Below are 12497 nucleotides of genomic sequence, written 5' to 3'. Positions count from 1 at the left end.
AATTAGATTTGTATGTATAACTATTTAAAATAAAACATCATGAATACTACAGATAAAAACAACAGCACTTTTCCGAGAGATCCCGGAAATCCAAATAGTTCTGACAGAAATACGGTTATGAACGAGGAACTTTACGATTTAAATACAAGAGAAACCCAAAACAGCCGTGCAGAAGACGCAGAACGCGGTTATACGGTAAGAAATGGGCACAACCCTAACAAACCTAATCCAGACCAGGAATCGGCCGTTTACGACGACGATTTGGATGATTTGGATGATGATTTCCACAAAGACAGAGATCTGGAAGATAATACAGACCAGATTTACGAAGTTGTTCTGGAAGATGAAAATGATCTTGATGATGAGGATGAAGACGAATACATCGAAGAACACCTTGATGAAGAAGTGGAAAATGACGAATTTGACAATCCTGCCGATACTTTTGAGAACGATTTTAATGAAACCGAGGAAGATTTGGAAGACATAGACGACGAAGAGGATTTTGATGATGAGGAAGAAAGCGAATATATAGAAGATGACGTTCAGGAAGAAAATGACGATGACTATATCGAAGAGGATAAAAGAAGATTTTAAACTTCGAAACGAAACAAAAAAGCCGTTAAGAATTAAAACTTAACGGCTTTTTTATGCGATTTAAAATTCTAATCGCCTATTTTTTCTAAAGTCGGAATATCATCCATTTTTTGCAAACGTTCTACTAATCCGCTTCTGGCTTCGGTCAATTCTTTTTCGGCCTTGCCAAGTTCTCTGTACCATTCCTCTCTTCCGGTTTTAGCACTTTCTATTTTTCGCATTATTTCGTAAATCTCACCTTCAGCTTCCATAACTTTCAGTCGTTTGTAATACGTAAGACTTTCGGTCATGTGGGCAAGTGCTATCATTGCAGTTAAAAAGGGATGATTGTTAGTTACATTTACATCTCTTATTTTTCCATGCTCCAGTTCTACTTTTAAGGCAAAAGCAAATTCTTCCATATTAAAATCGGCATATTTGCTTTTCGGGTTTAAATATGCTTTTATAGCCTCAACATTATCCATCGTTGAAAGATCGACTTCTGTATTATTACCGTCTAATAAATCCTTGTAAACTACATTTGCAACAGCTCTTGCTTCGGCAATTGTAGGATCATTTTCAGGATTTTCGAAATCACGCGTCGACCAATCCCAGTTTTCAGGATGTACAGGTTTTATGTATTTTTCACAAAAATCTGTTACATCATTTTTTAAGCTTACCATTTCGTCTTCCCTTTTAATGTAAACGTCTTGATAAGCACCGCTTTTAGTTCCCATAATTTAAATATTTTAAAAGATAAACGACACATTTACCGAGATATATGTGTCGTTTTTAATTTCGTTCTTATTTTACTGAATTCTCTGTATTACACACTTCTTCTTCCACTGATAAGCGAGATAATAAATAATACTAAGAAAATAAAAAATAAAATTTTTGCTATACTAGCGGCTCCAGCGGCAATTCCGCCAAAACCAAATATTCCCGCAATGATTGCCAGAATAATAAATATGACTGTCCAACGTAACATAATAATAAGATTTTAGTTAATAACGATTTTGTTTGTTACTCAAATTTCACACTTTTTAAAGAGAAGCATTAACTCTAAACAATTAATTTATAGCGCAATAAAGCCATAATCACATTAAATTGACCTGATAATTTTCGATCAATTCTGCAAAGGCAGTTTCACTGCGCGAAAAATACTTTTTGGTGCTTCGGCTCTTTTTGACTTTATCAAAATAGGGCTGAATCGTTCCATCTTCATAAGTGGTAACCAATAAAGGATGAACATAATAGTTTTTGCAGACATTTCTTGTGTTTCCAAGTGCTTCTGCAGTGGCATCATAAGCCTGTACAATATTTTTTTTGATTTCTTTTTCATCTGATGAAACACCAAGTTCCATCAAATTTTCAAAGAATATAATTGAGGCCGCCCAGGTTCTAAAATCTTTGGCGCTGAAATATTCGCCCGAAATGTTGTGCAGATACTCATTAACCATATGACTGTCAAGAACTTTCCTGTCGCCGTTTTTATCGTAATATTTAAAAACTTCCCAACCCGGAATTTCTTCACATCGGCTTACCAGTTTTATCAATTGTTTGTTTCTGGTCGTAATAGTATGCTGTTTTCCTTTTTTTCCGATGAATTCAAATCGAAGGGAATTTTTATTGATATTGATATGTCTTTTTCGCAAAGTCGAAAGTCCATAGGATTTATTGTCTTTAGCGTACTTTTCGTTTCCAATTCGGATATGCGTTTCTTCCATTAACCGAATAACAAGTGCAATTACCTTTTCTTTTGACCATTCTTTCTGTTCTAAATCGATATCAACTTGTTTTCGTATGGAAGGAAGTTTTTGGCCAAATTCTGCAATTTTATAAAACTTGGTCTGATTGCGAATCAGGTTCCATTTTGGATGATAACGATATTGTTTTCTGTTTTTAATATCTAAACCAACCGCTTGTAAATGTCCGTTTGATAAATCTGAAATTTTCACATTAACCCAGGCTGGCGGTAAAACCAAACTATTAAAGCGTTTTATTTCACTTTTTTGCTTAATGCAGCGTCCGTTTTTTTTATAGATAAAACCATCTTCTCCCTGACATCTTTCAATTGGTAAATTTTGATTGCTTACATAAACTAGTTCTAATTTATCTAACACCAAATGCGGCGTTTTGATAAGTTTGGTCATTAGTTTTTGAGTTCTGGCAGTATTCATGGTCGTTTTAATTTTTGTTTTGCCGCAGATGTCACAGATTCAAAAGATTTTTTCTAACTCCTTTACTCTTTCCGCATAATCTGCAAGAACCTGTGACATCTGTGGTTTTATTTTTAATTATTTCGAAGTGATTTAATCAAACTTTTTTTGTTCATATAAGAGCGTCCTGAAACACCCACTTTCTGAGCTTGTTCATAAAGTTCTTGTTTTGTCCATTCTTCATAAGGCTTTGCTTTTCCGCCTTTTTCACCTGCATCTGGCGTATTGGCAATACGCGCTGCTTTTTCTTTACTATACCCCTTTTTTACAAGAGCTTCGTATTGTGCTTCATTTTTAATTCTTGGATCTGGCATGACTTAAAAATTTAGATTAATTGATATTAGTTTTATGGTGATATCAAAGTTCCTCAAAAGAAGGTTTTTCCTGTTATACAATTTTGCTTATAACTTTCATAATTAGGATTGTAGATTATATACTTTAGACTTTAGACTTTCTTCTTTTCAAAACCATATTACAGTAATAAGTATAATAAGTAAACCAAATAATATTACGTATGACTGTTAATTATCCCAGCATCCAAATCATATAACAATCTTTCAAAATCCTGTAAGGCAATCCTGCGTCTTCCTGAATAATTTTACATCATAACATTTTAAACTATTAAATCATGAAAAAGATACTATTAGCCAGTAAAGCAATTTTAGGAGCAGGACTTATTATATTATTCTTGCAATCTTGCAAAAACGAAACGAAACAAGAAGATCCAAAAGAAGTTGCAGAAGATGCTAATGAAGCCAAATTTGACTCTATTGACAACAAAGAAGATGATTCGGAATTCTTAGTAGATCAGGCCGAAATTAATTTAGCTGAAATCGAAATTGGAAAACTGGCACAGCAAAAAGGAACGAATGCCGAAGTGAAAAAATTTGGTAAAATGCTTGTTGATGAGCACACCAAATCAGCATCTGAAGTAAGTGCCTTAGCAAAAGCAAAAAACTTTACTCTTCCAACTTCTCTTACTGAAGAAGGTCAGGAAGAATATAAAAAACTAAACGAAAAATCAGGTCTTGATTTTGATAAAAAATTCGCCGATATGATGATCGATGGCCACCAAAAAGCAATTGATAAACTTCAAAAAGCAGCTAAAGATGCGCAGGACGAAGACATTAAGCTTTGGGCAACTAACAGTATTGCGGGTTTGACTTCACATTTAGAACATGCTAAACTGCTGAAACAAAATCTTGACAAAAAGTAAAATAAATTTAATTGGTTATTATTTATTTTTAAGAAACCCCTTAAGAGTTGAATTGCTTAAGGGGTTTTACTTTTTTTTAGGTACAAAGGCTCAAAGAGATAACGGTTCAAAGAAAAAAACTTAGAACCTAGCATCTTAGAACCTCTATTTAATGACTGCTTAATAGAAAATATTCTCCGTCGGTTACCGGCTCAAGCCAAAGTCCGTGGCCCTTGTCAATTTCTGTAATAATGGCAACATAGGAGAACTTTTCAAATGGAGTTGCTCCGTACCAATGTTCAACTCCAGGCAAAATCGTTACTACTTCATCTTTTTGAAGCATACGAACTGCGCTGCCTCTTTCCTGATAATAACCAGTTCCTTCTTTGACAATCAGCATGTGCAGACTTGCGTTACTATGCCAATTACTTCTTGAGCAGGGCTCAAAAGTTACTTCCTTAATTACAGTGTTTTCGGGATGAATATCACTGCTTTGTTTTTTATAGGAAACCTCACCCGTCATATATGTGCTAGGGACTTTTCCTTCTTCGATAATGGCTGCATAATTTGTCGGCATAGTTTATTTATTTTTTGAGATTGATTTTATTTAAAACTGTGGTATTCTTCATCTGTGACAGGTTCGAGCCAGTCTACAATTCCTTTCTCGGTATTTGTGCTTATGGCGATGTGTGTAAATTCACTTTCGGGCGACGCACCATGCCAGTGTTTTATTTCGGGCTGAATATTTACAACGTCTCCAGCCTGAAGCAGTTGAATTGGTTTTCCAGCCTCCTGATAATATCCTGTTCCATGCGTTACAATTAGAATTTGTCCGCCCGGATGTGTGTGCCAGTTGTTTCTCGCTCCGGCTTCAAAAACTACATTTCCTACAGCGGTATTAAGGGCCGCATCATTTGGAACAAGCATTTTTACATAGGCTTTTCCGGTAAAATAGTCTGCTGGGGCTAAATCTCCCTTAGGAAAAATGCTATCCATATATTGATGGTCTGATTCTTTCATTAAATTTCTTGTTTTGGAATTATCAGAATCAGAAAACTAAATTTAGGAAAGCTAGAATGCGCTTTATGAAGTATTTATTTAGTCTGTTAAAAACTGATAAATGATTAATACTGTAATTTGAAGACAAAATTAATATAGCAATGCTTTCCGGAAATAACAATATTCAAACAAAAAATTAAGAAATTGAAACAATTTACATTCGAAGTGATTTCGGAACCGTTCCTGTAAGCCTTTTAAAGTAATTATTAAAATAACTCGGATATTCAAAACCCAGCGAATAACCAATGTCCGAAATACTCCAATCTGTATGCTGCAACAATGCTTTCGCCTCATTTATAATTCTTTCGGTAATGTGCGCCGTTGTTGGCTTTCCTGTTACTTCTTTTACCGAACGATTTAAATGATTCACGTGTACCGCAAGGCTCTGCGCATAATCCTGCGGCGTTTTTAAAGTAAGCGGTTCGTTTTTGGTTTCAATTGGAAATTGTCTTTCTAATAATTCCAAAAATAAAGACGTAATTCTGGACGAAGCATTTTTATGTTTAAAGAAATTTTCAGAAGGCTGCATTTTCATCGATTCATGGATAATCAGGTTGATGTAATTGCGCATTAAATCATCTTTAAAAACATAATCGGTTGCCTGTTCTTCAATCATCTTCACGAACAAAGAATCTATAAATACTTTTTGTTCAGGGCTTAAGTTAAAAATCGGGGTGCCTCCAATTTTAAATAATGGCGATTCATGAAGTGTTTCTGAACGATCTCCTGCTTTCAAAAATTCTTCAGTAAAAACACAGGCATATCCGTGAAATTCTGTCGAAATATTTTCCCACGAATACGGAATAATCGGATTTCCAAAAAACAAAATCGTTCCATCAGTTTCTATTCCCCGATCAGCATAATGAATAAGACTTTTACTGGTATTGATGCAAATCTTATAGTAATCACGACGATTGTAGGTTGGAATTTTGCTTAAATCACCTGTTATTTCGTATACTTTAAAGCCTTTTAACTTTAAATCACTTATCCCAAGCTCTATGGCCTGACAATTTACTACCTCTTTCATTTTGCAAAGTTATGAAAATCAAATATATTTCTTTTTGTTTATTTTGTTTCAGGTTTCAGATTTCAGGTTTTATCGGTTTGCGTATATGCTGATGTGCTTTGTGGTTAAAAAAAATCAGTAAAAGCTTTTTTAATTATACCAATCGGTATATATTTGCTCTGTAATTTGTACATCATGGGAAAAGCTGAAAGAACCAAACAATTTATAATAGAAAAAACTGCACCTATCTTTAATATGAAGGGGTACAGCGGCACGTCTATGAGTGATATTACCGAAGCAACCGGATTAACAAAAGGAAGCATTTATGGCAATTTTGAAAATAAAGACGAAGTAGCTTTAGCGGCTTTTAAATTTAATGTCAAGAAACTTCAGGAGAGTTTTAGCAGCGAAATTGAAAAAGAAACCACTTTTAAAGGAAAACTATTAGTTTATCCCCGCCTCTATTCTGATTATTATGAATTAAGAGTTACAAAAGGCGGATGCCCTATTATAAATACCGCCACAGAGGCTGATGATACGCATCCGGTTCTTAAAAAAAACGTCGAACGCGTCATTTTGGCCTGGAAAGAAAAACTAGTTTATTTTATTGAGCAGGGAATTGCTGCAGGTGAATTTAAAGCCAAAGCAATTGATCCTGAAAAAACAGCCTTAACGATAATTGCCATTATTGAAGGCGCAGTCATGATTACTAAAATAACCGGAGACTTATCCAACTTATCGACAATTATGCTTTCGCTAAATAAAATAATAGAAGATTTACAATAGAGGGAATCTGAAAACCCTTTTTTTATAAAAAAATATACCAATCAGTATAAAAATAAACATAAAACCAAAATGGAAACAAAAACAAGATTACAAGTTCTGCAAGATCATATCGACAGAGAATTCACAGCTTCACCATCACCTTTTATGCTCTGGATGAAACCCATAGTTCTAGCTGCCGAAGAAGGAACGGTAACTTTTAAATACCTGATTCGCGAAGAAATGTCAAATCCAATTAAAAGTTTACACGGCGGCGTTACCGCCGCGATTGCTGATGACTGCATTGGTGCAACAATGTTTTCTCTTAATGAAGACAGCTTTTACACCACAATAAATCTTGTGGTTGATTATTTTGCTCCTGCATACATTGGCGATACCATACTGGCCAAAACATTGATTATAAAAAAAGGACGCCAAATGGTAAATGCACAATGTGAAATCTGGAATGCCAGCGAAACTAGATTAATTGCCAGAGCAACTTCTAATTTATTTAAAACTAACGTTGTAAAAAAGATGTTATAGTAAGACAACTGTTTTTTTAGATTTATTTTTTTTGAACAAAAATATACCGATTGGTATAAAAATAATTTTATGACGCCTTTAAACCGAAACCTGCTTATTATTACTGTCATTCTTGCCGCCATTATGGAATTGATTGACATCTCTATCGTAAATGTTGCTCTTTCGCACATGAGCGGAAATTTGGGTGCAACACTCGAAGATACTTCGTGGGTAATCACAGCTTATGCCATTGCAAACGTAATTATTATTCCTATAACCAGTTTTTTAAGTGCCAATCTGGGCAGACGTAATTATTATATTGGTTCTGTAGTTTTATTTACTGTCTGCTCCTTTATGTGCGGACATTCGTCTAATATTTGGATGCTGGTCTTTTTCCGGTTTTTTCAGGGAATAGGCGGTGGTGCCTTGTTATCTATTTCTCAGGTAATTGTATTTGAACTTTTCCCAAAAGACAAACAATCAACCGCAGGAGCTTTATTTGGAGCCGGAATTTTCATAGGACCAACAATTGGCCCCACACTGGGCGGGTATATTACTGAAAATTACGATTGGCCCTGGATCTTTCTTATCAATATTCCTATTGGAATTTTGGTTGCCATATCTTGTTTTTTTCTTTTGCGTGAACCTGCTGTAAAACCAGAAATATCCAAAGTTGACTGGACCGGTATTGCGCTTCTCGCCATAGGAATTGGCGCTTTGCAAACTGTATTAGAAAGAGGTGAAGTCGAAGATTGGTTTGAAACCAAATATATTGTTGTACTAACAATTATTGCCGTCACCACTCTACTGGCTTTTATTTATTGGGAATTAACAATAGAAAAACCGGTGGTTAATCTTCGGGTGCTTAAAAGCAAATCTTTGAGTATTGCGGCAATACTAACATTTGTAACCGGATTTGGAATGTTTATTTCTATTTATATAAGTCCCGTTGTGGCACAGCGCCTTTTGAGTTTTTCACCTTATCAAACCGGATTACTTTTACTTCCGGGCGCATTATTTGCTTTACTGGCTTTAAAAATATGCGGTACTATGCTGCAAAAAGGTGTTTCGCCCGTCATTATTATTGCAGCAGGATTTTTGTTATTTATCTATTTTAATTGGCGAATGTCCGGAATGACTTTAAACACAAGTGCCGCCGAAGTCGCAGCCTCTCTTGTTTTTCGTGCTTTAGGAATGGCGCTGCTCACAGTACCGCTTACCATGCTGGCAGTTTCTTCCTTAGATGATAAAGATGTTGGACAAGGTGCCGCGCTCAATAATATGATGCGTCAATTAGGCGGTTCTTTTGGTGTATCTATTATAAATACTTACGTTGCACATCGTTTTGCCGCACATCGAAATGAATTAATCTCAGATATTAATCCAAATAATATTTTGGCAATGGATCGTTTAAACGCTTACATCAAATACTTTCAATACAGAGGTTTTACTTATAACGAATCTAAAGTCAAAGCCTTAAAACTCATGGAAAACATCGTAATGAAACAATCTTCGCTTTTAAGTTACAGAGATGCTTTCTTTCTAGTTGGTTTGTTTTTTGTAGTGACTTTGCCACTGCTTTTATTTGTAATGAACAAATCTAAAAAACCAAAAACCAGCATGATAATTTCTGATCATTAACAAAGTAAAAAATAAACCCGACACGTTTTATCCCAAGGCTTCGGAACTGTCGGGTTTGATAACTAAAAAAGGCAGAACCTGAAACTTGAAACTCTATCTCTTCAAACTTCCCGCCCGCAATCCTTTGGCAGACGCCGACAAAACGATTTCATCTGCTGTTTCCTCTTTTTGAATAATGATTTGGGCGTAACCGTTAAAAAGTTTTCTTTTCCATGGTTCATCTGGTGTTATTACCTGAATAATTCCGGGATCTGTATTCATGACATCCCAGTCTTTTATTTTTTGCAAGGGTGTTGCTGCGATATAAATTGTATTTATTCCTTGTTTTAAAATATTGGAATCCAAAATATACTTTTGAGAGTCCCCGGCACTTGGCTTTACTTTTTTTCCATTGATAAAAACGGCAGTTTCTACACCTATTTTTTTGTAAAAGAAATTCACTATATCGGAAGACTGATTGTCTTTCAAATCAAATTCGCCGCGGTAAATGTAAGACGGTGCCTGGTTTTTATAATCCCGGTCTTTAAAAGCCGTTTTCCAGTCGTTTTCCGGATAGTTTTGCAATTCATTAGGCAAAGCAACTACAGTTCTTTTTTGTTCCTGAAAATTCTTTATTTGAATTAACGAAACAGCATCAATAAACTGATCTTTTTCTAAAGAAGCAGGATCGCCATTTCCTACTCCTAGAATTTTTCCGCCTTTTATAGAAAATGTAATTTCATCATCAGCCGTTGGAACGTGTAAACCGTTTTTATCCGTAACCTCTACGGTAATAACAGAAACATTTCCTTTAGAAGGATTTTCTTTGTCTAAGGACAGTTTAATATTTTCTGGTTTTCCAGTTGTTTTTTGAGTTTCAATAAGTACTTTTTTTCCATTTTGATATCCAATCGCTTCCAGAGTTCCGGGTGTGTAATTTACTTTCCACTCTAAATGGCTGTTGAGTTCCATTTTCTTTTTGCCGAGACTTTTTTTATTTAGAAAAAGTTCTACTTCATCACAATTCGAATACACCCAGACATCAATTTCCCTGCCTTCCATCCCGCTCCAGTTCCAGTGTGGCATAATATGCAAAACGGGCTGCGTTCCCCACCATGATTTTAAATAAAACACATTATCTTTTGGAAAACCGCAGACATCCATCATTCCAAAATAAGATGTTACAGACGGCCAGCCATAAGGTGTTGGTTCGCCTCGATAATCAAAACCGGTCCAAATAAACATTCCGGCCAGATAAGGCCTTTCAGCATAAAACTTCCATCCTTCTTCAATGCTGTAAAAACTTGGGCGGGGTTTTCGATCGTAGGCACTTTGATAGTGTTTTACATCATCCGTAAAATAAATGCCGCGCGTTGCAAAAGTCGAACCTTCCTCCGTTCCCATTCCGGGCTGATTTTTAAACTGGTTTCTGTGCGCATCTATATCGCCGTTTCCGAGATAATTATAGCCCATAATTTCTACTACCGACGAAATCCCGCTTTTAAATCCGCTGCTTATTCCTACCGTAACCGGTCTTGTAGAGTCAGTACTTTTTGCAAAATCCTGCATGACATTAGTCACGCGCTCGCCCACAATATTGCCTTCGATATTCCATTCTTCGTTTCCTACAGACCAGCATATAATACTCGGATGATTGCGGTCGCGTTCCATCATTCGCTTTAAATCATTTAAATGATAATCGTTAATTCCCATTAAACGGGTTTCATCAATAACAAGCATTCCGAGTTCATCACAAGCTTTTAATAGTTCTGGTGTTGGCGGGTGATGCGAACAGCGATATGCGTTCGACCCCATTTCTTTTAATTTTTTAATTCTGTAATACTGCATTTCATCCGGAAGCGCCGTTCCAATTCCGGCATGATCCTGATGATTGTTTGTTCCTTTTAATTTTAAAGACTTTCCATTCAGAAAAAATCCATTTTCCGGATCAAACTTTATCGTTCGGATTCCAAAAGGAGTTTCATAATGATCTATTATTTTTCCGTCTTGTTTTAACTGCGTTACTAAACGATACAAATTGGGTGAATCAATATCCCATAAAAGAGGTTTATCTACCTCTAAAACGGAAGTATAATGGGCTGTTTTATAAAATTTAGGTGCGTCTATATTTTCAGAAACGCTTGTAATCTGCTTATCTGAAACGTCAAAAATAGTTTGAATTACCTCAATCGAACCTTTATAGTTTCCTTTGTTTTCAATCGTAATTTCGGCCCGAACCTCAGCCTTCTTATTTTTAATTTCTGCAGTTACATAAGTTCCGTTTGCTGCAACATGAATTGGGTTTGTCTTCTGCAAATAAACATGTCTGTAAATTCCCGCTCCTTCATAAAACCAGCCTTCCTCCATTGAGGCATCGGCACGAACAACAATCGTATTTTCACCTCCATAATTTACATAAGCCGAAATATCATATTCAAATCCGTTATAACCGCTTTCTTCTGTTCCTAAATAATAGCCGTTAAAAAACACTTTTGAATTTCTAAAAACACCATCAAATTTTAAGGAAATTATTTTACCGTTATCTGTTTCGGGAATGTTGATTTTTTTTCGATACCAGCCAATGCTTTTGTCCGGAAAACCTTTTCCCGAAGTTTTAAATCCGTGGCTGAAACTGCCGCTTTCGCTAAAACCCTGTTCTACTGCCCAATCGTGCGGTAAATTAAGCCTTCGCCAGGCGCGGTCATCAAAATCTTTCGCTGCCGGGCCATCGCCAAATCCGGTTTTGGTTAAATATGAAAAGTAACCCGTTGCATGTCCAAAATCTTTTTCTGTATCATATAAATGGCCAAACGAAAAACGCCAGTCTTTATCGATTAAAACCAATTCTCTTTCTGATTTATTTTGGGCAAATGCCATACAGGAAATCAAAAAAATGCCGTACAGAATGATTCTTTTGAAGTAAACAATTTTCATATAAACGTGGTTAGGAAAAGTTAGAACGATAAAAATAGAGCATTAAAACGGTTTAAATTAATAGTATTTTATCAAAAAGCACACAATAAATATCTGTTAGAAGCCTGAAAATGGTTATTAAAAATTTAGAATCATTCTATTGGCGATACTTTTCAAAATGACTTTGATTTGATGTAATTTTATATAAAAATTTAAAAAACAGAGATTATATGAGTGTTATTAAAGATGAAAAAAAGCTTCTGAGCACCATTAAACGTATCGATGAAAAGATCGATAAGAATAATGATCAAAAGATTGTGGCCTTTTTTGAATCTCTTGGTTTAACAGAAAGAGAGGATGTCCCTAAGAATTTTCTAGACTGGGATACGATTCTTATTGTCGTACCCGACCGCCACATTTCGCATGAATTAAAATATTACAAATATTCAATATCAAGACTTTTCTTTGTAACAAATCCTTATGCAGATCAAATTCATATTTATGATTTTGACCAATGGAAAAGCGTAACGCGAAATAAAACGCAATTTCAAATTAGAGAAATGATGAGAACGAGTTTTGGCGGTGTAAAGAAAAATACTTCAGAAAACGATTAACTCATTTAAAAAAC

General features: G+C 35.4%; 14 protein-coding genes. 6 read left to right on the top strand and 8 right to left on the bottom strand.

What is annotated here, in order from left to right; genetic code table 11:
* Positions 1-39 precede the first annotated feature (39 nt).
* Complete coding sequence (locus tag BKM63_RS15435) at positions 40-594, top strand: hypothetical protein (protein WP_071637480.1); 555 nt, start codon at positions 40-42, stop codon at positions 592-594.
* A 68-nt stretch (positions 595-662) separates the two neighbouring features.
* Here BKM63_RS15435 and BKM63_RS15430 read toward each other — a convergent pair whose 3' ends face one another.
* The 4 genes from BKM63_RS15430 to BKM63_RS15415 form a co-directional block, all read right to left on the bottom strand.
* Positions 663-1310: a DUF5661 family protein gene (locus BKM63_RS15430; protein ID WP_071637479.1), complete on the bottom strand. Its 648-nt coding sequence runs from the start codon at positions 1308-1310 to the stop codon at positions 663-665.
* 89 nt (positions 1311-1399) lie between these two features.
* Positions 1400-1561 carry a DUF1328 family protein gene (locus BKM63_RS15425; RefSeq protein ID WP_035644678.1) on the bottom strand — a complete coding sequence of 54 codons (162 nt, stop codon included), beginning with the start codon at positions 1559-1561 and terminating at the stop codon, positions 1400-1402.
* Positions 1562-1670: 109 nt separating this feature from the next.
* Positions 1671-2753 (bottom strand): DNA topoisomerase IB, encoded by a 1083-nt coding sequence (locus BKM63_RS15420; protein ID WP_071637478.1) that lies wholly within the window; start codon positions 2751-2753, stop codon positions 1671-1673.
* 113 nt (positions 2754-2866) lie between these two features.
* Positions 2867-3106, bottom strand: coding sequence for a DUF7218 family protein (locus BKM63_RS15415; RefSeq protein WP_071637477.1), 240 nt, complete (start codon positions 3104-3106; stop codon positions 2867-2869).
* Positions 3107-3420: 314 nt separating this feature from the next.
* Here BKM63_RS15415 and BKM63_RS15410 point away from each other — a divergent pair, with 314 nt between their 5' ends.
* On the top strand, positions 3421-4008 hold the full coding sequence (locus BKM63_RS15410) for a DUF4142 domain-containing protein (RefSeq protein ID WP_071637476.1): 588 nt from the start codon (positions 3421-3423) through the stop codon (positions 4006-4008).
* Between the two features lie 148 nt (positions 4009-4156).
* Here the strand turns inward: BKM63_RS15410 and BKM63_RS15405 are convergent, their stop codons facing one another.
* The 3 genes from BKM63_RS15405 to BKM63_RS15395 all read right to left on the bottom strand — a co-directional run bounded on the left by BKM63_RS15405 (position 4157) and on the right by BKM63_RS15395 (position 6073).
* Positions 4157-4564, bottom strand: coding sequence for a cupin domain-containing protein (locus BKM63_RS15405; RefSeq protein ID WP_071637475.1), 408 nt, complete (start codon positions 4562-4564; stop codon positions 4157-4159).
* 26 nt (positions 4565-4590) lie between these two features.
* Positions 4591-5007: a (R)-mandelonitrile lyase gene (locus BKM63_RS15400; protein WP_123907083.1), complete on the bottom strand. Its 417-nt coding sequence runs from the start codon at positions 5005-5007 to the stop codon at positions 4591-4593.
* Positions 5008-5200: 193 nt separating this feature from the next.
* The gene (locus BKM63_RS15395; protein WP_071637474.1) at positions 5201-6073 is read right to left on the bottom strand and encodes a helix-turn-helix domain-containing protein; all 873 of its coding nucleotides are present in this window, start codon (positions 6071-6073) and stop codon (positions 5201-5203) included.
* A gap of 174 nt (positions 6074-6247) precedes the next feature.
* Between BKM63_RS15395 and BKM63_RS15390 the strand changes: the two genes are divergently transcribed.
* From BKM63_RS15390 to BKM63_RS15380, 3 genes are all read left to right on the top strand, one after another.
* Complete coding sequence (locus BKM63_RS15390; RefSeq protein ID WP_071637473.1) at positions 6248-6838, top strand: TetR/AcrR family transcriptional regulator; 591 nt, start codon at positions 6248-6250, stop codon at positions 6836-6838.
* 69 nt (positions 6839-6907) lie between these two features.
* Positions 6908-7357 carry a PaaI family thioesterase gene (locus tag BKM63_RS15385; protein WP_071637472.1) on the top strand — a complete coding sequence of 150 codons (450 nt, stop codon included), beginning with the start codon at positions 6908-6910 and terminating at the stop codon, positions 7355-7357.
* A 69-nt stretch (positions 7358-7426) separates the two neighbouring features.
* Positions 7427-8977, top strand: a complete 1551-nt coding sequence (locus tag BKM63_RS15380; RefSeq protein WP_071637471.1) for a DHA2 family efflux MFS transporter permease subunit — start codon at positions 7427-7429, stop codon at positions 8975-8977.
* Positions 8978-9070: 93 nt separating this feature from the next.
* Here BKM63_RS15380 and galA read toward each other — a convergent pair whose 3' ends face one another.
* Positions 9071-11890: a beta-galactosidase GalA gene (galA, locus tag BKM63_RS15375; RefSeq protein WP_071637470.1), complete on the bottom strand. Its 2820-nt coding sequence runs from the start codon at positions 11888-11890 to the stop codon at positions 9071-9073.
* A gap of 209 nt (positions 11891-12099) precedes the next feature.
* Here galA and BKM63_RS15370 point away from each other — a divergent pair, with 209 nt between their 5' ends.
* Positions 12100-12483 carry a hypothetical protein gene (locus tag BKM63_RS15370; RefSeq protein WP_071637469.1) on the top strand — a complete coding sequence of 128 codons (384 nt, stop codon included), beginning with the start codon at positions 12100-12102 and terminating at the stop codon, positions 12481-12483.
* Positions 12484-12497 lie beyond the last annotated feature (14 nt).

Origin of the sequence: Flavobacterium johnsoniae (assembly GCF_001879205.1) — a bacterium.
GTDB classification, from domain to species: domain Bacteria; phylum Bacteroidota; class Bacteroidia; order Flavobacteriales; family Flavobacteriaceae; genus Flavobacterium; species Flavobacterium johnsoniae_A.
The sequence above is the reverse complement of the archived record's forward strand: the minus strand, read 5'-3'. Positions and strand labels throughout refer to the sequence as shown.

What these genes read in the sequence shown, in the direction of transcription:
- BKM63_RS15415 (WP_071637477.1), bottom strand. Translation starts at nt 3,106, where the DNA reads ATGCCAGATCCAAGAATTAAAAATGAAGCACAATACGAAGCTCTTGTA.
- galA (WP_071637470.1), bottom strand. Translation starts at nt 11,890, where the DNA reads ATGAAAATTGTTTACTTCAAAAGAATCATTCTGTACGGCATTTTTTTG.
- BKM63_RS15430 (WP_071637479.1), bottom strand. Translation starts at nt 1,310, where the DNA reads ATGGGAACTAAAAGCGGTGCTTATCAAGACGTTTACATTAAAAGGGAA.
- BKM63_RS15420 (WP_071637478.1), bottom strand. Translation starts at nt 2,753, where the DNA reads ATGAATACTGCCAGAACTCAAAAACTAATGACCAAACTTATCAAAACG.
- BKM63_RS15435 (WP_071637480.1), top strand. Translation starts at nt 40, where the DNA reads ATGAATACTACAGATAAAAACAACAGCACTTTTCCGAGAGATCCCGGA.
- BKM63_RS15380 (WP_071637471.1), top strand. Translation starts at nt 7,427, where the DNA reads ATGACGCCTTTAAACCGAAACCTGCTTATTATTACTGTCATTCTTGCC.
- BKM63_RS15370 (WP_071637469.1), top strand. Translation starts at nt 12,100, where the DNA reads ATGAGTGTTATTAAAGATGAAAAAAAGCTTCTGAGCACCATTAAACGT.
- BKM63_RS15425 (WP_035644678.1), bottom strand. Translation starts at nt 1,561, where the DNA reads ATGTTACGTTGGACAGTCATATTTATTATTCTGGCAATCATTGCGGGA.
- BKM63_RS15400 (WP_123907083.1), bottom strand. Translation starts at nt 5,007, where the DNA reads ATGAAAGAATCAGACCATCAATATATGGATAGCATTTTTCCTAAGGGA.
- BKM63_RS15410 (WP_071637476.1), top strand. Translation starts at nt 3,421, where the DNA reads ATGAAAAAGATACTATTAGCCAGTAAAGCAATTTTAGGAGCAGGACTT.
- BKM63_RS15385 (WP_071637472.1), top strand. Translation starts at nt 6,908, where the DNA reads ATGGAAACAAAAACAAGATTACAAGTTCTGCAAGATCATATCGACAGA.
- BKM63_RS15390 (WP_071637473.1), top strand. Translation starts at nt 6,248, where the DNA reads ATGGGAAAAGCTGAAAGAACCAAACAATTTATAATAGAAAAAACTGCA.
- BKM63_RS15395 (WP_071637474.1), bottom strand. Translation starts at nt 6,073, where the DNA reads ATGAAAGAGGTAGTAAATTGTCAGGCCATAGAGCTTGGGATAAGTGAT.
- BKM63_RS15405 (WP_071637475.1), bottom strand. Translation starts at nt 4,564, where the DNA reads ATGCCGACAAATTATGCAGCCATTATCGAAGAAGGAAAAGTCCCTAGC.